Origin of the sequence: Duodenibacillus massiliensis (genome assembly GCF_928721995.1) — a bacterium.
Lineage (GTDB): Bacteria > Pseudomonadota > Gammaproteobacteria > Burkholderiales > Burkholderiaceae_F > Duodenibacillus > Duodenibacillus massiliensis.
This window is the reverse complement of sequence record NZ_OV788642.1, coordinates 36636-58934: the sequence shown is the minus strand read 5'-3', so window position 1 is coordinate 58934 and position 22299 is coordinate 36636. Positions and strand designations below refer to the sequence as shown.

Genomic DNA, 22299 nt, shown 5'->3' with positions numbered 1-22299 from the left:
ATTGCGGACCTGTCCCTTTTTTGTGCCCGGCAAAATCGTAGAATGCACCCGTCCGTACCCAACACAATAATGCATTCAATCATGACGTCAGCAACAGCTGCCCGGATCGTTTTCGCGGCGGGCCTAGCGGCCCTCGTGCTCACCGGCTGCAAAACCCTCACGGGAAACCTCCCCACGGAGGCGGAACTTGCGGAAATGGCCCGCAAAATGCCCGGAGAAACCGCCATCCGCGAACGCTTTGAGGAAGTGGCGGCAATTTACCGCGAAATCTGCACGGCTCCCGAATACGCCGGTTACTTTGAAAAAACCCCGTGCCTTCCGGCGATGGCCTCACGCCGTCAGTTAAATGACAGAAGCAAAGCCCGGGCCCCAGAAATCGAGCAGATGCGGCGCGTGGCTGAAGAAATCGAGGAGCTCAACAGCACGACGCGGCACCTTATGACCGAAAGCGGCATCGATTCCTACGTCAGAGCCGCCGCCCGTGCCGACGAAGAAATCGATCCCCTCGTCCGAAAAAACCAGGATGACTTGGCCGACCAGAGCATTACCTGGGGTGAATACAACCGGCGCAGAATCGAACTCATGCAGATGACGCAGGAAAATACGCCCCAGCTCGTTGAAGGCGAAACAGTTCCGACGGAGGCTCAGCAGTAATGTACAGAATGGCGGTTTACGGTAAGGGCGGCATCGGAAAGTCCACGACCGTCAGTAACGTCGCAGCGGCACTTGCCGCCGACGGCATGACGGTGCTTCAGATCGGGTGCGACCCCAAGGCCGACAGCACGATTGCCCACACAGCGGGCGTGCGCATCCAAAGTGTGCTCGACGTCTTAAGGCACAAAAACGCATCGGCCGTGCGGCTCGGGGACATCGTCACCCGCGCCCGCGACGGCGTCTGGTGCGCTGAAGCCGGAGGCCCCACGCCCGGCACGGGCTGCGCGGGCCGCGGCATTGTCGCGGCGTTTGAGTCGCTCACCGCGTGCCGCGCCTTTGAAGAGATCAAACCCGACGTGGTGCTCTACGACGTTTTGGGTGACGTTGTCTGCGGCGGCTTTGCCATGCCGATCCGCAAGGGCTACGCCGAAAACGTGTTTATCGTCACTTCAGGCGAAAACATGGCCGTTTACGCGGCAGGCAACATCGCCATGGCCGTGCAAAGCTACAAAAACCGCGGCTACGCGAGGCTCTCCGGCCTCATTCTCAACCGCCGCAACGTCGAAAACGAAGACGCCAAGGTGGACGACCTTGCCGCAACCATTCAGGCGCCCGTTATCTACCGGCTACCGCGCGACGGTGTCGTGCAGGCCGCCGAAGACGCGCATGCAACCGTTTTCGCAGCCTTTCCCGACACACCGATGGCCGCGCACTACAAGACGCTTTCACGTGAGTTACTCAAAGCCGCAACACCGGCTGAAAGCGCTTCGGTCATCCGTATTTCCGCGGGAGAACTCTGATGCCCCTGATTAACCGCCCGTGCGTGACGCCCGGGGTTGAAGTCGGAAAAGCGACGCTCCCCCTCACCTACAGTCAGGGGCTTGAATACAGTGCCCCCGCACGCGGCACCTGGACCATCATGCACCTGGGGCTTCTGATTCCCGAGACGCACATCATCTTTGTCTGTGCAAGGTGCTGCCTGAGAGGCGTTTCGATGTCCGCGGCGGAACTGCGGGCCATGGACCGGTTTTCAACGATCACGATTGAAGACAGCAACCTTCTGGAAGGCAACACCGAACGTATTCTCATTGACGGCGTCACGGACATTATCCGCAAGCTTGCCGTGCGCCCCAAAGGCGTCATCATCTACACAAGCTGCGTGCACGAGTTTGTGGGAAGCGACCTCACCTTCAGCTTTGAAAAGCTCCGCGAGACCTTTCCGGACATCGCCTTTGCCGACGGCTACATGACGCCGATTCTGAGAAAGCGCATTACGCCCGATATGCGTAACCGCCGGCAGATCTACACAATGATCCGGAAAGCCCCCGACACTCTCAGAGACAACGGTGTGACGATTGCCGCGGATGTCCGTCCCTTAAAGGAGCACTCCGACATCCGGCGCGTGGTGCAAACAGCCCGCCGCCCCTGGCGCACGATCACGGCAGCCGCCACGTGGGAGGCGTATCAGGCGCTTGCATGCAGTGAATTTGTGCTCACGGTGAACCCGAGCGGAAAAGCCGCGCGTGAGTGGATGGCGGAAAACCTCGGCATGAAACCCATTGCCCTTTCCTGCGGCTGGGACTTCGATGAAAACGAAGCGATGCTCACGGGGCTTGCCGCCACGCTTGGCGCCGAACTTAACTGGAAAGACGCCCGGCAGGTAGCCGATGCGGCACTTAAAAAGGCACAAAGCATCATCGGTGACACGCCCGTTGCCATTGACTACACCGCAACGATGCGTCCCCTGTCGCTCACGCGGCTTCTCATCCGTTACGGCTTTAACGTGGTGCGCGTCTACTGTGACACGGTTTTCCCGCAGGAAACGGCGGACTTTGAGGCGCTCAAAACGGAAAAACCGGCTTTAAGACTCATGCCCACCACCGCGGTCGGCATGGTGCGCGCCCGCACCTCTGAAAACACAAAGACCCTGGCCGTCGGGCAAAAGGCCGCGTGGTTTGAGCACACGGATCACTTTGTGAATATGGTCGAAAACGACGGCGCCGACGGCTTTTCCGGGATCACGTATCTCGCCCAAAGCCTCACGGATGCGTTTTTACACCCCAAAAACGCCCGCGACATCATTCAGATTAAGGCGCTCGGCTGCAGTGCGGGAGGCTGTCTGTGAAACAAACAAACGTGTGGCTGCCGGTGTACGCAGCGGATAATTCTGCGGTTTGCTCGGCGCTTTATGAGTTGGGGGGCCTTATCGTCATGCACGATGCCTCAGGCTGCAACTCCACCTACACCACGCACGATGAACCGCGCTGGTTTGACCGGCCCGCGGACGTCTTTATCACGGGACTCACCGAAGCCGATGCGGTTCTCGGTAACGAGCAGCGCATGATGGACGACATCGCGGCTGCGGCACGTGAAGTCAATCCCGAATTCATCGCCATTGCCGGTACCCCGATCCCGATGATGATGGGGTGCGACTACGACGGCATTGCCCGGGAGCTTGAATCCCGCACAGGCGTCGTGAGTTTCGGCGTCGACACAAACGGCACACTTGACTACGTCTCCGGTGCCGGCAAAGCCTTTGTGAAACTCGCGGAGCGCTTTGTTAAGCCCGCCGCCCGCAAAACACCGCACCCGAAACTGCGCGTCAATGTAACGGGCGTCACGCCGCTTGACTGGTCGGTAAACGGGGCCCATGAAGCCATTGAATCCTTTTTAAACGATGCCGGTTTTACCATGCAGTCAAACTGGGCGATGGGCGAAAATGCCGCGCTTAACCACATTGCGTCCGCGGCCGAAGCCGACGTGACGCTTGCCGTGACAGCTTCGGGGATTCCCCCTGCCCTCTGGCTTTATGAACACGCAGGTGTCCCCTTTGTCATCGGAGCTCCCGTCGGGGATTTTATGGCGGAGACCATTGCCGCAAAACTCACCGAAGCCGCACGCAGCGCGAAAAACATCAATCTCGCCAGCGACTGCCGCGGTAACTGGACCGGTAACGAAGCACCTCAAACCTGGGTCATCGGTGAGGCGGTCACGTCCGCCGCCCTTCGCGCGGCGCTTGTGAAGGAAAAGGGCCTTACGCGCGTGGCGGTGGCAACACCGCTTACGACCCCCGACTATGTGCTCGGTTCCCGGGACGTGCGAAACGCCGATGAAGACACGTTCCGGACGATTCTTCCGAAAGCCAAATCGCTTATTGCCGATCCCTTTTACGGACAGTTTGTGAAAAAGCTCACCGAAACGCCCCCGTCCGTCACGGACCTGCCGCACGAAGGTTTGTCGGGCCGTATCTGGCGCAGTGCCGTACCCAACCTTATCGGGCACCGGTTTTCAGCGTGGTTTGACGCCCGAAGCAACCGGGCGCCGCTACTGTAGGCCCGAGGCGACTACACTTTAAAGATCCTCTTTTTATTTTCTGATGCTCATCATGATTTCTGCCGGACAGATTTTTAAGAAAGCAGTCGTTTCTGGCGCCGTTTTGGCCGCTGCCTTTGCCTGCAGCGTTCAGGCGCGTCTTGTGACCGATCATCTCGGCCGAAGCGTCAACGTCCCCGATACCGTCAACCGCATTGTGACTGCGGACATTCTCCCCTTTGCGAGCGTCACCGCCGTCTATCTCGGCGGCGCCGACAAACTCGTGGGGATTCACCCCGTCTCCATGTCGGCCGCCAAAAACGGGCTTCTCTCCGAGATCTATCCGGCGATACTTAAAGCCGACACCTCCTTTATGAAGGGCGGCACGATGAATATTGAGTCGGTGATGCGCCTTAAGCCCGACGTGGTGTTCGTGAACGCCGGCAACCGCCCCGCAATCAAGCAGCTTGAAAACGCCGGAATTGCCGCCGTTGCCGTTTCGGCTTCCAAGTGGGACTACAAGGTTTTAACGACCTACGATCAGTGGATCAGCCTTCTGGACGCCGTCTTCCCGGAAAACGCAAAGACCGATAAGGCAGCCGCCCACTCGCGGCGCATTGCGTCAATGGTTGCAGAGCGCACCGCCAAACTGACTGACGCTGAACGCAAGAGTGTGCTTTTCGTGTTTCAGTATGACGCCAAGCGCCTTGTCACAAGCGGCCGGCACTTTTTCGGTCAGTACTGGTGCGATGCAATCGGCGCCAAAAATGCGGCTTATTCTGTTGAAGCGGACAACCAGAACGCCCAGATTTCGATGGAACAGGTCTACAAGTGGAATCCGGACGTCATTTTTGTGACGAACTTTACGCCCGTGCTCCCCGCCGACATCTATGCCGGAAAGTACAACGACTGGAGCCGCGTCAAAGCCGTGACGGAAAAACAGGTCTATAAGCTCCCCCTGGGGATCTACAGAAGCTTCACGCCCTCGGCTGATACCCCGCTCACACTTCTTTGGATGGCGAAGACCGTCTACCCCAAACTCTTTGAGGATATCGACCTCACCAAAGAAGCAAAGATTTACTACCGGGGACTGTACGGCATTGACCTCACGGACGAGCAGGTAAAGTCCATGTACGAACCCAAGGCCAACCGCGCCGACGGTTTTTCTCAGACTTCCGGCCGCAGGTAACCGACCCGTGACACGACCCCGCGTTTCATCACTTTTTACGAGCCGGTGGCTCGCCTGGGGGCCTGCAACCGCGTGCCTTTGGGCGGCGCTCATTGCAGGGGCCTGCATGGCGCTTGCCAGCGGCGGCTTTCCTGTGGCCGTCGCTGACGTTCTTGCGGCGCTGAAAGCCTGGGTGACGCAGGGGCCGCGACCCGATGAAACAATTTATTCGGTGGTTGTGAACGTAAGACTCCCCCGCGTCATTCTCGCGGTGGCGGCGGGCGCGGGGCTTGCGGCCGCGGGAGCGGGCTTTCAGGCGCTTTTTTCCAATCCCCTTGCAACCCCGGACACACTGGGCGTTGCGACCGGCGCAGCTTTCGGCGCGGTTTTGGGGATTCTGCTGGGGTTTGACGCGGCACTTGTGCAGGCTGCGTCCCTTGCGACGGGCCTCGGGGCCGTGGTGCTTGTCTGCTTTGTAAGCCGCATCCGGGGACAAAGCTCGATTCTGATGCTCATTCTCTCGGGCCTGGTGATTGCGGCGCTTTTTTCCGCCTTAATCAGCCTTGTGAAGTTTGTAGCCGATCCCCAGGACATGCTCCCCTCGATTACCTTCTGGCTTATGGGAAGTCTCACGGGGGCCACGATGGAAACGCTGTGGCTGGGGCTGCCGTTTATCCTTGCGGGCTCCGTGGTTCTTTATTGCCTGCGCTGGAAGATGAATGCCCTGTCGCTACCTGAAGACGAAGCGCGGTCGCTGGGGATTCCGGTGACGCAGTTAAGAATCGCGGTCATTGTGGCAAGCACCATGATCACGGCGGGCGTGGTGAGTATGTGCGGACTGATCGGCTGGGTGGGGCTTTTGATCCCCCACTGCGCGCGGCTCATGTTCGGGGCAGACAACTGCCGCGTGATTCCGGCAAGTTTCTTAATCGGCGCGCTTTTTGTGCTCGCCGCCGACACCACGGCGCGGTGCGCCGCGGAACTTGAAATTCCGGTTTCGATTCTGACCGCCGTGATCGGCGCGCCCCTTTTTATCCTTTTATTACGCCGCACGGGCCTTGTGAGGTGATGCGCCATGCAGTTTGACGTCTCTCACGCCTCCTACGGCTATCCGGGCAGTTTCCGCGAGGTCCTCACCGACATCAATTTTTCCTTTGACTGCCGCGGGATTCTGAGTATCCTCGGCCGCAACGGTGCCGGGAAAACGACGCTATTGAAGTGCATGCTCGGATTAAGGCGCTGGAAAAGCGGGGCGTCCCTTATTGACGGTACCGACATCCGTACCGTCCCCGCGCGTACCTTCTGGCAGCGTGTGGGGTACGTTCCGCAGGCCAAGCCCGCGAGTTTCATCTACAGCGTTCTCGATATGGTGATGCTCGGACGCAGTGCCCGCCTCGGACTTTTTGCCAAGCCCTCGGAAAAAGACCGGGAAGCGGCGTTTGCGGCCCTCACAAAAACCGGAATCGCGCACCTTGCGGACAAACTCACCAACGAAATCTCCGGGGGTGAATACCAGCTTGTGCTCATTGCCCGGGCGCTCGCGGGAAACCCTGAACTTCTGGTGCTTGACGAACCTGAAAGCAACCTTGATTTTAAAAATCAGCTGCGGGTCCTCACGGTTTTAAGAGAACTCTCGGAAACCCTCGGAATCGGCGCCGTCATCAACACGCACTTTCCGGCTCACGCGCTTGAAATCAGCACAAAGACGCTGGTGCTGATGCCTGACGGCACGCACCGCTTCGGCTTTACGCACAATGTGCTTACCGAAGAAACGCTCTCCGAATCGTTCGGGGTGGGCGTGAAAATTCTCCCCGTCACGATTCCGGAACGCCCGGATTACGTCTGTGTGGCGGCGTTTGATGCGGCACTAGAGAGGAAACAGTGATTCTGCCCGCAGCGTACGCGCTGTGGACACGGAGGAATCCGTCAGGAGGCGGGCTTCAGGTCAGAGGGTACGGCCGGATGCGCGTTTTCATGGTCGGCCGCCAAGGGCGCAGCGGAAACCGGATTGGGCGCAGCATCCGCAGCCTCTCTTGCCTGACGGTGCCTGAATGAGGACTTCGGGCAGTTGGTGGGATCGGTGCAGTTGTACGGAACGCCGCGGCGGATCTCGATATGCACTTCCATAATCTGCTGACGCAAGAGGCGCCTTTCATCGTCCGAGAGTTTTCGCTGCGGGCGGTTGGCGGCGGCCTCAAGAAGCCGTGAATCGATCACAAAACGGCGCTTGATGATGCGCTTTTCATCCTCAGTGAGGCCCTTTTCAAAAACCTTGCGTTCCGCCCGGTTCATCTGCCGCCACTGAAAGAGGCGCTGCTCGTGGGTGAGCATCGGCCAGAGCGCCTGGCGCTCGGCGGGCGTCATCGCCTCCCAGGAGACGACGTTTGCGGCCCCGGTCTTTGCCTCAGGCTCAGCCTGACGCACTTCCTGCGCGCAGACCGCCATGGAGCAGCAGCCGCACACAGACGAGGCAATGAGCACGAATTTTTCAAAAACACGCGAGACCACGGTGGGGCAAGTCCTTCTGTGCCGTTTCGATGGGCGTAGCTTACCTCAGTTAAAACTTTTTATTAGAAGTGCGCCCGTCTTTTTTACGCAACAAAGCCGCAGAATTTGTAACAGACGTTTTTTCCGGGCAGGCAATCGAATTTGTAACAGGCACAATTACCCCTACGACAAAGAGCGGATCCCGCTTTTTCCGGAGTCGTTTCCTGCAGATACAGCAGAAACCCCGGCAAGCCCGTCCGCCGCACATAGGAGTTACAGGCATCATGGCAGAAAATGAACAGCGCACACCCAAGGTTTTGGTCGTGGACGACGATCCGCGCCTTCGTGACCTGCTGCGCCGCTACCTCGGCGAAAACGGCTTTTCCGTAAGCGTCGCGGAAAACGGCCAGGCGATGAACCGCATCTGGCTGCGGGAACGCTTTGACGCGCTCATTCTCGACCTCATGATGCCCGGCGAAGACGGCCTGCAGATTCTCCGCCGCCTGCGTGCCGGCAAGGATATGACGCCCGTGATCATGCTCACGGCGCGCGGCGAAGACGTTGACCGCATCGTGGGGCTTGAACTCGGTGCGGACGACTATATCGCCAAACCCTTTAATCCCCGTGAGTTGCTTGCCCGCATCCACGCCGTGCTGCGCCGCCGCCCCGCCAAGGACCAGCCCGGCGCGCCGAGCAAGGAAAACATCGTGGTGCGCTTCGGCGACTTTGAGCTTGACCTCGGCCGCCGTGAACTCCGCAAAAACGGTGAACTCATTGCGCTCACGACCGGCGAATTTGCCGTGATGAAGGCCTTTGCCCGTCACCCCAAGGTGCCGCTTTCCCGCGACAAACTCATGGAAATGGCCCGCGGCCGCGAGTACGAAGCCTTTGACCGGTCGCTTGACGTTCAGGTCTCGCGCCTTCGTAAGCTCATTGAACCCGATCCCGCCAAGCCCCGTTATCTGCAGACGGTCTGGGGTCTGGGCTACGTCTTTATTCCCGACGATACGGCTTCGGGTAAAGACGGCGTAAAACCCGAAACAAAGTAACGGTTATACTCAGACGGGATCCTCACAAGGATCCCGTTTTTATCTCAATCAGACGCACACCGTGGCAAAACTCTCCGCTCCGCCCGCGCCGAACCTTTTCTGGCGCACCTTTATTCTCATGATGCTTCTCATCATCTTCAGCGTGATGGGATGGCTTCAGAGTTTCCGTGTGTTAAACGAAACGCCCTATGCGCTCGGAACCGCGCAGCAGATCGTCTCGATGGCAAACCTCACGCGCTACGCGTTGATTTCCGCCGACCCCATCTACCGGCCCGACCTGCTGATGGTGCTCGCCAAGCGCGAAGGTCTCCGGATTCTGCCGCGTGAGGCCGACGACAAAATCGTGCCGCTTTCAGAAACCTTCAATTACACCCGCAGCAACATCGCCGACGTCGAAGCCATCGTCCGCGCTGAACTCGGAAGCGACACGATTCTCGCAAGTGAAGTCAACGGCCGCAGCGGCCTTTGGGTGTCAATCTCGATTGACGGGGACAACTACTGGCTCAAAACGAACAGCTCCCTCATTGATCCCCCGTACGGAAAAACGTGGCTCTGGTGGGCCCTGGCTGCGCTCGTTGCCAGTATCCTGGGTGCCACGGTCTTAACGCGCCGCCTCATTGCTCCCTTGAATCAGCTCTCTGAAAATGCCAAAGTTTTTGGGCGCGGCCTTGTCCCTTCAAAGCTCCCCGAAGACAGCGGTCCGGAAGAATTACGCGAAGTCAATTCAAGCTTTAACCGCATGGTGCAGGATATCGTCCGTATGGAGCAGGACCGCGAGGTGCTTTTGGCCGGCGTTTCGCACGACTTAAGAACGCCGATCACGCGTCTGCGGCTTGAAACGGAAATGGCAAGTCTCCCTGAGGATACGCACGCCGCGATGGTAAGCGACCTTGAGCAGATGGAAATGATCGTGAACCAGTTTGCGGCCTACGCGAAGCGAAGCACACAGCCCTTAGAGCGCGTCAACCTCTCCCAGACCGTGCTGCAGTACATCAAAACGGCGCGCGTTGACACGGACCCCGCCGTCAAGATTGAAAAGCTTGATGTCGAGCCCGACATCGTCGTGACGGCGCATCCGCTGGAACTCTCGCGCGTCGTGCAAAACCTTATCAGTAACGCCCAGCGCTACGGGCGAAGCGACGATGACCGGCTGCATTTAAGCGTCACGGTGAAAAAAGACCGCACAACCGCGCTTCTTGTCGTAAGCGATCAGGGCGAAGGCCTTGACATGAAGCAGGCTGACCGCGTGATGCGCCCCTTTGAGCGAGGTGACGCCGCCCGCACGGGGGTTTCAGGCACCGGCCTGGGCCTCGCGATCGTCGACCGGATCGTGCGGCGCTCAAGCGGCACCGTGACGCTCTCGGTCACCGAACCCCACGGGCTTACGGTTACCCTCAAAATCCCGCTTTACGGGCAGAAAAATGCCGGCGAAACGCCGGCCCCCAATGCCCAGGAGAAGCCCCCGCAGACGGTGGTGTGATTTCCAGAGAAAACTCACGGGCTCCGCAGCTAAAAGCGGAGCCCTTTTTTCTCTTAGGCTTTGCCGTTAAGACGCGTCACAATCCCTGTCATCACCTGAAATGCCACGGGAAGGCTCTTTTCGTCCTGAATTTCAAAGTCGGAACGATGGTGTCCGTGGTGTTTGCAGCCGTAGATGAAGTACACGGCCTTGGCGCCCTTTTGCTGCGCGCGGCGCATCAGAAGCGAGCAGTCTTCGCTGCCGCCCTCGCCCTGGAGCATCCGGCTGGTAAGCCCCGGAATAGCGTTGACGACAGTAGCCACCAGGTCCGCGGCTTCAGGGCTTGCACGCATATCAACGGCTTCGCCCGCCTTAATCATCTTGCCTTCGACTTCGTAGGATTCAGCCACACCCTTCACAATGCTTTGAACGCGCTCTGTCATCCACTCGTTGATTTCGCCGGTGGCGCCGCGCACCTCGGCCTGCATAAAGGCGTGCACGGGCGTGACGTTGCGGCCTTCGCCCGCCCTGAGCGTACCCACGGCCACACGGGTGTCACCCTCGCCGTGACGGGGAATGCCCTGCATCATGAGCGCGCAGGCAGCCGCGGCCATCAGGGCGCTTCTGCCTTTTTCGGGGTCGGACCCCGCGTGGGAAGCGCGGCCCGTAAAGGAAATATCGATCTTGGTGGTCGCCAAAAAGCCCTTTTCCACCACGCCCACTTCACCCGGAGCGCAGTCGCAGCCCACGTGCGCGCCGAAGAACCAGTCAAGGTCGTCAGCCACACCGGCTGCGGTCATGGCGCTCGCGCCGCGCGTACCTTCTTCAGCGGGCTGGAAAATGAGGCGGATTTTTCCGTTGAGGTCATCTTTATGGTCGGCAATCCAGTGCGCAAGCCCCAGACCCGTTGCCGTGTGGCCGTCGTGGCCGCAGGCGTGCATGAAGCCGTCACGCTCGGAGGCAAACCCGCAGGCGGCGGGAACGTGCGAGGCGTCCTTGGATTCGGTCACAAGCACGCAGTCCATGTCAAAGCGGAAACCCACGGCGGGACCGGGGCGCCCCGTGTCAAATTCCGCAACGGCACCGGTGTAGCCGCCGAGACGGTCCAGGAAAGCCTGAGGCACGCCGTGCTCCAAAGCACGCTTCTGAGCCTTCTCAACGAGATCCGGGTTACGACCGAGGACGTGTTCCGGATCGATCACATCACGGCCCGCCTTAATCTTAAAAACCCCGTACTTTTCAAGCGTTGAAACAACGCGGTACGTGGTTTCAAACTCCGTCCACCCTTCTTCGGGACGGCGGTGAATCGCACGGCGGGTTTCACAGATCTCGCGGCTGTAGTCTTCAAGATTGGCCATGATGCTTCCTTTCTGGCAAAAAAAGTAAATCAAGGTCTTTATGCTACGCCGATGCGCGCTCAAGAGAGAGAGAGAGAGAGAGAGACCGCGGACTCAGGCCGTCAAAGCGGCTTTGCGAGTTCAATCAGCATCATCTGCGTTTCTGCGCCCTCATCGGTGCGCGGCACAAACTTAAATTGTGCGTCGCTCGGGTTGCCGAGGTGCGTCACGGCACCGTTTTCCTCGCGCACGTAGTCCTGCGGAGCGTGAGCTCTGCCCGCGCGGCTTTGGGCCTTCACGTCAATGCCGAATTCGTTGTCGCTTACAACCGCAATGGTTTTGCGGTCCGGGAGCACCGCAAGGCCCTCGGCTTTTTTCGCGCTCCAGCCGTGGTTTTCAAGCGTCATGATGACTTTTTTGGCCACCATGCCGCGGGTACGGGGTTTGAGTGCCGCGAGTTTCTGCGGGCTTAATTTGTCAATCGCCCGCACGCCTTTAAGGCTTCCCGTCACAAGGCGCGTCACCCACTGCCCCGTTTTCGCCTCACCCTGCTCAATCAGCAAAAACCTGTCTTTACCGAGCGAGGCAATATCCCCGATTTTCACGTCATCGGGATTTTTCCAGAAATTCTTTTCCAGAGGCCAGGCGTACTGCACGGAAACGCGCTTTTTCTCGTCAAAAATAAGGGCCCGCACGAAATGCTCACCGGGCAGAGCCCCCTGCATGACACCCAGAACACGGCCGTCGGGCATCACGGAGACCGACTCAAAACCGCGGTCAACGCGGTGCGCACCGTAAATCTGCGGCAGCCCCGAGCCCGGCGCATAGCAGCGCATCATTTCCCCGAGGCTGTTAAAGCGGCAAAGGCTCGGCCCGTATTCGTCTGCGATCCACCAGCCCCCGCCCTTACGCACCGCCGCCATCCCTTCGGGATCAAGCGTAACGCGCCCGGGCTTAAGGACCTTGTTGTCAATCGTCATCGCGACTTCAGAATAATTGACCGGGGGAACGGTGCTCACGGGATGTCCTTCGTTATCGGACAGGGGCACCATTCCGAAGACAACAGCTTTACCGTCTTTGACGCGAAGCCGCACGATCTGCGGAGGAAATGCCGGATCGGCAAAGTAGCGGCCTCTCACGAGCTCGCCGTTGCGGCGCACCTTCGGAGCCGTCGTATTGGGGCCCCGGTCCGTGATACCGTCAAACAACAGCGCGCCGTCACGGGTCTGTCCCCGAAACGTGATGCACGAGCAGATTGCCACCGGAATCGTGAGCGACTCAGAACTTGCTGCATCGGCAAAAACGTCGGTGGTGGGCCCGGTAATATCAAGCAGTGTCGCAGACTTCACCCGGACGGCATCGGCCGCTGAAGCTTCCTGAGCACACAACAGGGCGGCAGAAAGCGCTGTCAGAATCCGGATGAAAGGCATGATCACTCCTTAAACAATACGAAAAAAATCCCGGCCTCATCGTTGGTTTGACTCAGCCGGGATTTTTGCGGCAGTGCCGCGGATTTTAGCCGAAGACCATGCCTCAGAAGGCCTTCCCCTCGGCCTTCGCCTTGGCGGCGTCGCCCGCCAGCACCCACGTAATCGACGTCTCGTCGATCATGCGCTTCAGAGCCGCGTTGACGTCAGCGACGGTCAACTTTTCCACCGCATCGTCAAAGGCCTTGCTGTAGGCAAAGGTCTTACCCATTGCAAGGAACCCAAGCCACCCCTGCGCAAGGTAATCGTCCTGTGCGCGGTTGACGGCCCGGCTCTGCAAAAGCCCCTTCTTTGCCTCCTGCAGTTCCTTTTCCGTGACGCCGTCCTTCAAAATCCGGGCGATTTCCTCACGGGCGCAGAGTTCGGCGCGCGCAAGGTTCTGAGGTGCCGTGATCGCAAAAAGCGACCAGAAGGCGCGGTCCCCGAACTTCGGGAGCATCACGCGGCTGCCGACCCCGTAACTTAAACCTTCCTTCTGGCGCAGACGGTCAACGAGGCGGTTCGAAAGCCCCGTGCCGCCGCCCAAAATCCAGTCGGCCGTGACCATCGCGGGAGAGGCTTTATCCTCGAGGTTCGCCTTAAAGTCCACGCGCGCCAGAAGCACTGCGTTTTCCTTGGCGGGCGTATCAATCACGATGCGTTCCCCCTTCACGGGCTTAAATTCGGCGTACCAGCGGCTCCAGGCGGTCTTTGCGTCCGCAGGCTTTTTCGCGGCAAGCGCTTTTTTGAGAGCAGCCTTAACCTCTTGGGCGTCAAAGTCGCCGACCACCGCCACTTCTCCGTTGGTGGTGGCGACGGCGCGCTTATACCAGTCGTAGAGCGCATCCCGCGTCACGGTCTTAAGCCCCTCGACAGTCTCAGCCGTTGTCATCGCGTTACGGGGGTCACCGGCCGGATAGGTCGCAAAGTGCTTTAAAAGCGCATCGCGGCCCAAGGTCACCGGATCATCGCTCTTACCTTCAAGCATCGTCACCATCTGGCGCACAAGCTGCGTGACTTCTTTTTCGGGGAAGGTGCTTGCGGACGTGAGTTTCCCCATGAGTTCAATGACTTTCACTACGTTTTCGCGCGTCGTCGTAAACGTGAGCACATCGCCCTGCACCTTGAGTTTGGTAAGTTCGTCCGAAATCGCGGTGCGGTCCATGTCAGCCGTGCCGCGCGAGAGCATCGGTTCGATGAGCGTGTCAAGCAGGCGGTTACCGCGCACGGCGTCAAGGTTGGCGTAATTAAAGTGCGTCATGACCGTAACCGTACGGCCGCGGGTCTTTTTGGGTAAAAGCGCCGTCTTGATGCCGTTGATTGTGAGGCGCTCGGTGCGCGCGTCAATATTGGCATGACTCACGTCAAAGGCTTCGGCGGTGTCGCCCTCTTCCTTAAACGAGGCGTTTTTCAGAACGTCTTCAAGTTTGGGCGTCACCATCACCGGAGCGCGCTCGGGCTTATCGTCCGGAATAAAGGTCCCGACCACGCGGTTGTCGCGCACAAAGTAGTCCGCGGCGGCTTTGTTTACTGCAGCAGGCGTCACCTTCGCGGTCATGTCGCGGTCATGGAAAAAGAGCCGCCAGTCACCCAAAGCGATGTAGTCGGAAAGATCCACCGCAAAGCTTTCGGGGTCTGAGAGCGTGCGCTCGTAGTCGGTGGCGGCTTCGGCCAAAGAGAGCTTCACTTCGGTTTCGTCCGCAGGCTGCGATTTAAACGCTTCTTCCACGGTCTTAATGAGCATCTCGCGCGCGCGGCCGATGTCGTCGCCCTTTTTCACCATGGCGCCGAACATCACAAAGCTCGGGCATTTGGAGGACATCGCCCAGCCGAAGACCTGACCGGCCATGCCGGTTTCAACGAGGGCCTTATAAAGGCGGCCGCGGGGAGCGTTGGAAAGCACATCCACCGCTGTTTCCACGGCGTTGATGTCAGACGCTAACGCAGACGGTATGCGGTAGCCCACGGCAACGAGCTGCGACTCACCGGGCCTACGGATTTCAAAGGTGCGCGGGCCGTCGGCAACGGGTTCAACGGTCCACTCGGCAGGCAATACGCGCGTCGGGCGCGGGATCTTGCCGAAGGTTTCCTGAATCCAGCCCAAGACCTTCGTTTCATCAAAGCGCCCTGAAACCGTGAGAACGGCGTTATCGGGCTGATACCACTTGCGATAAAAGGCCTGAATGTTTTCAATCGGCACGTTTTCGATGTCGCTTCTCGCACCGATCGTGTTTCTGCCGTAGGCGTGCCAGTCAAAAAGAACGCCCTGCATGCGCTTAAGCATCACGCTTAAGGGCTTATTTTCCCCCATCTCGTATTCGTTACGGACCACGGTCATTTCCGTGTCGAGATCCTTTTTGGCGATGAAGGAATTGGTCATCGCGTCCGCGCTCCACCCGAGAGCCCAGCGCATGTTGTCGTCGTTTGCGGTAAAGCTCACGAAGTAGTTGGTGCGGTCAAGCCACGTGGTGCCGTTCATGCGGAAACCCCGGCGCGTGAATTCACGCGTCGGATCGGGGTAGTTTTTGCTCCCCTTAAACATGAGGTGCTCCAAAAGGTGCGCCATGCCGGTTTCACCGTAATTTTCATGGCGCGACCCCACCAGATACGTGGTGTTCACGGTTGCCGTCGGTTTACTCTGATCGGCAAACAAAACGACCTTGAGTCCGTTGGCGAGTTCGTAACTTTTGATTCCTTCAACAGTATGCACGGCCTGGGGCAAAGCCGGCGCAGCGGCACCGGCAGCCCCCGCCATAGCAGCACACGCGGCTGTCGTCATGATGAGAGATTTCAATCCTTTAAACATGGAGTGGCGTTCCTGAACGGTTTTTACACGCTTCTCCCCTTACCGGGGAAACATGTCCGGGACAATAGAGCCCGAAACCGGTTTGAAACGCGATAATAAGAAAAAATCGGTGAAGGTGTGTTACAGAAGCGCTTCCCACGCGTGCGGCCCGCCTTTGGGCCCGATAGAATCCGGCCGTTCTGAGGATTCTTTCCCTTTTGTACTTCACCGAGCAGATGCACCGTGAAACTCTTATTCGATCTTTTTCCCGTCATCCTCTTTTTTGTCACGTTTAAGTTCGGCCAGAGTAACAGCACCGAACTCGCAGCGTGGCTGCAGGGCTTTTTGGGCGGCGCCGCTGACCCCGAACAGGCACCCGTGCTTGCGGCAACGCTTGTGGCGATCGTCGCGTCCGTCGTGCAGTTCGGGATTGTCCTTGCCCGCGGTAAAAAGCCTGAGCCCATGCTCTGGATTTCGCTCGTGATCATCCTTGTGTTCGGGTCACTGACGCTCCTACTTCACGACAGCACCTTTATTAAGGTTAAGCCCACCATTCTTTACTGGGTCTTTGCGGCGATTCTCGGGTTTGCCGCGATTACGGGCCGTAATTTCCTCACAAAGCTTCTCGGGAGCCAAATAAAACTCCCCGAAGCCGCATGGAAAAAGATGCAGATTGCCTGGATTCTTTTCTTTTTTCTCACCGGGGGGCTCAACCTCTTGGTTGCCTTTCTCTGCGAAACGGAAACCTGGGTGAATTTCAAACTTTTCGGCATCCTCGGTCTGACACTCATTTTTACAATTGCCCTCGGGTTCTGGATCACGCGGATCGCGGCGGCAGAACAAAATAACGGCCAAGCCGAGGGCTGATGCCGCAGAAGGCCTTCTGTCCCCGGCTTTTTATTCGGAAACACAAAAATGAAACTTAAAGCACTGGTTTTTGCTGCCGCCGCTGCGGCCCTTACGACGACAACGGCTTTTGCCGCCACTCAGGCCTTCCGTGTGAACGGTGACCTCATCACCAAGACCGAACAGGAAGACATGATCAAGGCTGCCACGGCCCGCGGTCAGCAACGTACGGAAGAACTCGAAAATCAGGTGAAGCAGCTTCTCACCCAGCAGTCCGTGCTCGTGCAGGAAGCCAAAAAGCAGCGTCTTGACCGTAAAAGCGACGTGCGCCGCGCCATTGAACGCGCCCGTGAATCGATTCTGATGCAGGCTCTTGTCGAGGACTACCTCAAGAAGAACCCAGTGCCCGAAAGCGATGTGCGCGCGCTTTTTGACGCCGAAAAGAAGCGCTGGGGCGACACGGAAGTGCAGGTGCGCCATATCCTCGTGAAGGATCAGGCCACGGCCGAAAAGCTTTTGAAGGACCTTAAGGGCGGTGCGGACTTTGCCAAGCTCGCTAAGGAACAGTCCGTTGACACCCAGGAAAACCGCAACGCCGGCGGCCTTATTCCCTGGACAAGCGCCAACCTCTTTGACAAGGACTTTGCCGCGGGTTTTGCCGGTCTTAAGGCCGGGGAACTTGCCAAGGCTCCCGTGAAGTCACGCCTTGGCTGGCACGTTGTGAAGCTTGAAGGCAAGCGCGCCGCACAGCGCTTTGCCGACTACAACGCCTGGGCGCCGCAGTTTAAGCAGCTCCTTGCGCAACAGAAGGTTCAGCAGTATGTCGCTGGCCTTGTGAAAAAGGCCAAGGTCACGCCCCTGAAGTAACACATCACGTATTGACGTAAAAAAACCGCTCCGGGAATTACCCGCGGGCGGTTTTTTGTTGCGCCTGTTGCAAAAATTCCACAGCGCCAGCATGCGCTCCGGCGGGAACAAAAAAGGCTGTTTTGCATCCCCTTCGTATCGTTTTCCGGCAGGGCTTCGCGCCTACTGCACAATGGCTTTGCGCTGTGTCGGCTCAAATTTTTCAGCCGGCATTGGGCAAACCGCAAAGTCATAGCACTTTCTCTATGGGCGAAACGAGACTCATTATCAGATGCTATTTCAGACAGGATTCGAATTCTTAAATAGGAATCGTTCTCATTACAATTTCTCACATGCTTAACAGGAGCTGAAAAATTTCGCCTGCCTGTTACCCAGATTCGAATTCTCTCCCCTATCGATAACGGAGCAATTTTTTTCATTATGAAGACCGCTTTTAAGATGACTCTGGCAGCAGCTGCTGCCGCTCTCGCGATGACCTCTGTGCAGGCCGCGAGCGTTTCTCTGTACGGCTCGATCTCCACGGGCGTTGTTGTCACGGGCACCGATAAGCTCACCACGGCCGGTGCTGTTGATCAGGACCGCACCACGACGACCTCCATGGAAAACGCATGGTACGGCGACTCCATTTGGGGTTTGACCGGTGAAGAAGAACTCGGCAACGGCTGGAAGGTGGGCTTTACCCTCGAAAACAGCTACGAGTCTGATACGGGTGCCTTGGACGGCGACCTCTTCGGCAGCCAGGCCTACCTGAAGGTTACGAACGACGTCGTGACGGTTGCAGCCGGTAACATCGGTGCTTTGGACAGCGCCGGCGGCGACTTTGATCTCGTGGGTGGTTTTGATCCCCTCGAAGCCGCGTTCGGCGTGGGAGGCATGGGGGCTTTTGCTACGCGCGACGCCACCTACACCAACGCATTCGTGCTCTCTGTTGCTCCGGTTGACGGTCTCACGGTTTCCGCCATGGGTTCCTTCGGTGATGACGACAGCACCCACGAATGGGACAAGAACGACCACTACTACGCTTTGGGTGCCCTCTATGAAAACGGCCCCCTGGCTGTTGGTCTGACGGGCTCCATGAACGTTTATGACGCTGCTAAGCAGGAAGCCGGCGCCAAGGCTCCGGACAACAGCTACGCCGTTACGTTTGGCGCATCCTGGGACTTTGAAGTTGTAAAGCCCATGTTCATGTACCAGCACACGGATAAGAACCAGGCTTTCCAGGATGTTGCTTTTACCAGCGAAAAGGGCATCAAGGCCGACAGCTTCCTTTTGGGCGCCACCGCTCCCCTGGGTAACGGCAGCCTGATGGCTTCCGCTCAGTACCTGAAGATTACTGAAAAGACCTCGGGCGACGACGGCAAGGCCTTTATTCTCGGTGTGGCTTACGCCTACAACTTCTCTGAACGTACGGCTCTCTACATGGGTGCCACCTACGCCCAGGGCAGCGACGGCCTTGACAAGGATCTCTCTGCAACGGATCCCCAGGCCTTTAAAGACTTCCGCGGTACCTACAACGGCTACCAGTTCGGTGTCGGTCTGAACCACACGTTCTAACCCTTTCCTCCTGAGCAGTCTCCGGGCTGCTTACCTTTGGAGTATCTCCTCCCCGCGGTACCTTCGGGAACCGCGGGGCTTTTTTCGCTCGGAATGTCCTTCTTCAGAACGAGGAAAAAACGGCACTGTTGTATCCGAGACTACTTACTGCTACTCCTTTTGAACTAATCACAGCGGACAAATACCTCCGCTTTCCCATCCCTTCGGTCAGGATGATTTAGGGTGAGCAAAAGATTGGTAATTAGCCGATTGAAATTCATTATAAAGCCCTGAAAACACTGCTTAGAATCAACGCATCAGTTAACTCAAATGCTGCCTGAAATCCGCCGGCGGGGCGCTCCTCACGGAACTCCCCCACGGTGTTTTATGACGGCACCCCACTTTTCCTGATGCCTGCCTCAGCCTGAGACCGGTACCCGGAATGAGCCAGGAGACCACTCTTATGATGGAAACTCAATACGAAGCACTGCGCCGGCAGGGAATCAGCCGCCGCAGCTTTCTTCAGTTCTGCTCGCTGACGGCTGCAAGCCTGGGCTTAGGCAGCGCAGGCGCCAAGGACATTGCCGAGGCCTTGCAGACGAAGCCCAGAACGCCCGTTGTGTGGCTGCACGGTCTTGAATGCACCTGTTGCACGGAGTCCTTCATCCGCTCCTACCATCCGCTGGCCAAAGACCTTGTGCTGAGCATGGTAAGCCTTGACTACGACGACACCATCATGGCTGCCGCGGGGCATCAGGCCGAAGAAGCCCTTGAAGAGACGATTGAAAAATACAAGGGTAACTACATCGTAGCCGTCGAAGGCAATATTCCTCTCGGAAACGACGGCACCTTCTGTGTGCCGGGCGGCGAAATTTTCCTTGAAAAGATCAAGCACGTCTGCAAGAACGCCAAGGCCGTGATCGGCTGGGGTTCCTGCGCATCCTGGGGCTGTGTGCAGACCGCCAAACCCAATCCCACGAAGTCGGTGCCGATTACCGAAGTGATCACGGATAAGCCCGTGGTTTTGGTGCCGGGCTGCCCCCCGATTCCGGAAGTGATGACGGGTGTGATCACCTACATCCTCACCTACGACAGACTGCCCCCCTTGGACCGCCTCGGTCGTCCGAAGATGTTCTACGGTCAGCGCATTCACGATAAGTGCTACCGCCGTGCACACTTTGACGCGGGCCAGTTCGTTGAGAAGTTTGACGACATCGGCGCCAAGCTCGGCTACTGCCTCTATAAAGTCGGCTGCAAGGGACCGACGACGTATAACGCCTGCTCTTCGATCCGCTGGAACGAAGGTCTGTCCTGGCCCGTTCAGTCCGGTCACGGCTGCATCGGCTGCTCGGAAAACAACTTCTTTGACAAGGGGAGCTTTTACAAGCACGAACCGGATATCCTGCCGCCGATGTGGGGCGTGGAATCCACCGTCGACAAGGTGGGGCTTGCCACCGTCGCCGTCGTGGGCGTTGCCGCTGCCGCGCATATTGCGATGAGCGCAGTGAGCCAGGCCCGCAGCAAGAAGAACAATAAGGATTTGGGAGAAGCTAAATGACACAGTCTCAAAACACCCGCCGCGTCGTTGTTGATCCGCTGACGCGCGTTGAAGGCCACCTGCGCGTGCAGGCAGTGCTCAATGAAAACAACGTCATTGTCGACTCCCAGAGCACGGGCACGATGTGGCGCGGTCTGGAAGTGATTCTGAAGGGCCGCGATCCGCGTGACGCCTGGGCGTTTGTGGAACGTATCTGCGGCGTCTGTACCGGTATTCACGCGCTGGCCGCCGTACGTTCGGTGGAAGACGCAATCGGCATCAAGATTCCGAAAAACGCCAACATCATCCGCAACCTGATGAATGCGACGCTTTACGTCCATGACCATCTGGTGCACTTCTATCAGCTCTCCGCGCTTGACTGGGTGGACGTTGTAAGCGCCCTTAACGCCGATCCCCGTGAGACCGCGGCGCTTCAGCAGAAGATCAGCCCGCGCCATCCGTTGGCAAGCGTGGGCTACTTCCGCGACATTCAGAACCGCTTAAAGAAGTTCGTGGCTTCCGGCCAACTCGGTATCTTTAAAAACGGCTACTGGGGTCACCCGGAGATGAAACTGCCTCCGGCCGTGAACCTTCTTGCCGTGACGCACTACCTTGAGGTGCTTGACTTCCAGAAGGAAATCATCAAGATCCACACGATTCTGGGCGGCAAGAACCCGCACCCGAATTACCTCGTGGGCGGTGTGGCGTGCCCGATCAACATGCACGACACCGGCGCCTCAGGCGTGATGGTGAACGAAGTGACGATGAACTACATGCGCGACATCGCCAAGGCCGCGGTCGACATTGTCTACAACGTCTACCTCCCCGACTTAAAGGCGATTGCAAGCTTCTACCCCGAATGGTTCAAGTACGGCGCGGCTTTGAGCAACAAGAACATCCTCTGCTACGGCGACTTCCCGGAAGTGGCCAATGACTGGAGCGAAAAGTCGATGCTTCTGCCCCGCGGCGCCATCATCGACGGGAAGTTTGACGAAATCCACGACGTGGATCTGCGCGATCCCGAACAGGTGCAGGAATTCGTTGATCACTCTTGGTACAAGTACGCCGACGGTAAGAAAGGCCTGCATCCCTGGGACGGCGTCACGGACCACGCTTTTGAACTTCCCCCGGGCAGCGACGGTACCGCGACGAAGTTTGCGTGGTTGGGCGAAGCGGGCAAGTACTCCTGGATCAAGAGCCCGCGCTGGAAGGGCCACATGATGGAAACGGGTCCCCTGGCGCGCGTCATCATGGGTGTTCAGAAGAACATGCCGCAGTACAAGGAACCGGCTCTGGCGCTTCTTAAAGAACTCAACCTTCCGATGGAAGCCCTCTTCTCCACGCTCGGCCGCCACGCGGCGCGCGCGCTGGAATGCGGCTTTATGGCCGACCTTCTCGTGAAGTACGTCGACGACCTTGTGGCGAACATTAAGGCCGGCGACGAAGCCGCCGCGAACATGGACAAGTGGGAACCCTCGACCTGGCCCAAGGAATGTAAGGGCGTCGGTTTCTGCGAAGCCCCGCGCGGTGCGCTCGGTCACTGGTGCGTCATCAAGGACGGGAAACTCACCAACTGGCAGGCCGTTGTGCCCACCACTTGGAACGCCTCCCCGCGTGATGAAGCCGGCAACCGCGGCGCCTTTGAGAATTCGCTCATCGGCACGCCCGTGGCTGATCCCAAGCGTCCGCTTGAGATCATCCGTACGATCCACAGCTTTGACCCGTGCCTGGCCTGCGCCACCCACGTGTTCTCCCCCGAGGGAGAGGAACTCGTCTCGGTCAAGGTCCGCTAAAGGGGG

At 58.3% G+C, this 22299-nt stretch carries 18 protein-coding genes; 14 read left to right on the top strand and 4 right to left on the bottom strand.

Annotated features, from left to right (window positions below; all coding sequences use genetic code 11):
* The first annotated feature begins 81 nt into the window (after positions 1-81).
* The 7 genes from NXF97_RS00240 to NXF97_RS00210 are packed head-to-tail and all read left to right on the top strand — an operon-like array spanning position 82 to position 7019.
* A complete protein-coding gene (locus NXF97_RS00240) occupies positions 82-654 on the top strand; it encodes a hypothetical protein (protein ID WP_274956012.1) in 573 nt (190 codons plus the stop codon).
* Entirely contained in the window at positions 654-1454 is an 801-nt protein-coding gene (locus NXF97_RS00235; protein WP_274956011.1) for an AAA family ATPase, read from the top strand. Before NXF97_RS00240 ends, NXF97_RS00235 begins: the two co-directional genes overlap by 1 nt.
* On the top strand, positions 1454-2779 hold the full coding sequence (locus tag NXF97_RS00230) for a nitrogenase component 1 (protein ID WP_274956010.1): 1326 nt from the start codon (positions 1454-1456) through the stop codon (positions 2777-2779). The genes NXF97_RS00235 and NXF97_RS00230 overlap by 1 nt, the downstream gene beginning before the upstream one ends.
* On the top strand, positions 2776-3987 hold the full coding sequence (locus NXF97_RS00225) for a nitrogenase component 1 (protein WP_274956009.1): 1212 nt from the start codon (positions 2776-2778) through the stop codon (positions 3985-3987). Before NXF97_RS00230 ends, NXF97_RS00225 begins: the two co-directional genes overlap by 4 nt.
* A 52-nt stretch (positions 3988-4039) precedes the next feature.
* On the top strand, positions 4040-5155 hold the full coding sequence (locus NXF97_RS00220) for an ABC transporter substrate-binding protein (protein WP_274956008.1): 1116 nt from the start codon (positions 4040-4042) through the stop codon (positions 5153-5155).
* A 7-nt stretch (positions 5156-5162) separates the two neighbouring features.
* Positions 5163-6203 carry a FecCD family ABC transporter permease gene (locus NXF97_RS00215; RefSeq protein WP_274956007.1) on the top strand — a complete coding sequence of 347 codons (1041 nt, stop codon included), beginning with the start codon at positions 5163-5165 and terminating at the stop codon, positions 6201-6203.
* Between the two features lie 6 nt (positions 6204-6209).
* Positions 6210-7019: an ABC transporter ATP-binding protein gene (locus NXF97_RS00210; RefSeq protein WP_274956006.1), complete on the top strand. Its 810-nt coding sequence runs from the start codon at positions 6210-6212 to the stop codon at positions 7017-7019.
* Between the two features lie 41 nt (positions 7020-7060).
* On the opposite strand, the gene NXF97_RS00205 is transcribed toward NXF97_RS00210, so the two are convergent.
* Entirely contained in the window at positions 7061-7642 is a 582-nt protein-coding gene (locus NXF97_RS00205) for a hypothetical protein (protein ID WP_274956005.1), read from the bottom strand.
* A gap of 263 nt (positions 7643-7905) precedes the next feature.
* Here NXF97_RS00205 and ompR point away from each other — a divergent pair, with 263 nt between their 5' ends.
* Both ompR and NXF97_RS00195 read left to right on the top strand, forming a co-directional pair.
* Complete coding sequence (ompR, locus tag NXF97_RS00200; protein ID WP_022373974.1) at positions 7906-8670, top strand: two-component system response regulator OmpR; 765 nt, start codon at positions 7906-7908, stop codon at positions 8668-8670.
* A 61-nt stretch (positions 8671-8731) separates the two neighbouring features.
* A complete protein-coding gene (locus NXF97_RS00195; protein ID WP_074009326.1) occupies positions 8732-10150 on the top strand; it encodes an ATP-binding protein in 1419 nt (472 codons plus the stop codon).
* A gap of 53 nt (positions 10151-10203) precedes the next feature.
* Here the strand turns inward: NXF97_RS00195 and NXF97_RS00190 are convergent, their stop codons facing one another.
* The 3 genes from NXF97_RS00190 to NXF97_RS00180 all read right to left on the bottom strand — a co-directional run bounded on the left by NXF97_RS00190 (position 10204) and on the right by NXF97_RS00180 (position 15711).
* A complete protein-coding gene (locus NXF97_RS00190; protein WP_274956004.1) occupies positions 10204-11487 on the bottom strand; it encodes an amidohydrolase in 1284 nt (427 codons plus the stop codon).
* Positions 11488-11588: 101 nt separating this feature from the next.
* Complete coding sequence (locus tag NXF97_RS00185; protein ID WP_274956003.1) at positions 11589-12896, bottom strand: esterase-like activity of phytase family protein; 1308 nt, start codon at positions 12894-12896, stop codon at positions 11589-11591.
* Positions 12897-12999: 103 nt separating this feature from the next.
* Complete coding sequence (locus NXF97_RS00180) at positions 13000-15711, bottom strand: M16 family metallopeptidase (protein ID WP_274956002.1); 2712 nt, start codon at positions 15709-15711, stop codon at positions 13000-13002.
* 249 nt (positions 15712-15960) lie between these two features.
* On the opposite strand from NXF97_RS00180, the gene NXF97_RS00175 reads away from it, so the two are divergent.
* The 5 genes from NXF97_RS00175 to NXF97_RS00155 all read left to right on the top strand — a co-directional run bounded on the left by NXF97_RS00175 (position 15961) and on the right by NXF97_RS00155 (position 22293).
* Positions 15961-16584 (top strand): septation protein A, encoded by a 624-nt coding sequence (locus NXF97_RS00175; RefSeq protein ID WP_022373969.1) that lies wholly within the window; start codon positions 15961-15963, stop codon positions 16582-16584.
* Positions 16585-16632: 48 nt separating this feature from the next.
* Positions 16633-17430: a peptidylprolyl isomerase gene (locus tag NXF97_RS00170; RefSeq protein ID WP_274956001.1), complete on the top strand. Its 798-nt coding sequence runs from the start codon at positions 16633-16635 to the stop codon at positions 17428-17430.
* A gap of 420 nt (positions 17431-17850) precedes the next feature.
* Positions 17851-18984, top strand: coding sequence for a porin (locus NXF97_RS00165; RefSeq protein WP_274956000.1), 1134 nt, complete (start codon positions 17851-17853; stop codon positions 18982-18984).
* Between the two features lie 442 nt (positions 18985-19426).
* Positions 19427-20521, top strand: a complete 1095-nt coding sequence (locus NXF97_RS00160) for a hydrogenase small subunit (RefSeq protein WP_274955999.1) — start codon at positions 19427-19429, stop codon at positions 20519-20521.
* Positions 20518-22293 carry a nickel-dependent hydrogenase large subunit gene (locus tag NXF97_RS00155; protein ID WP_022373965.1) on the top strand — a complete coding sequence of 592 codons (1776 nt, stop codon included), beginning with the start codon at positions 20518-20520 and terminating at the stop codon, positions 22291-22293. The genes NXF97_RS00160 and NXF97_RS00155 overlap by 4 nt, the downstream gene beginning before the upstream one ends.
* The last annotated feature ends 6 nt before the right edge of the window (positions 22294-22299 follow it).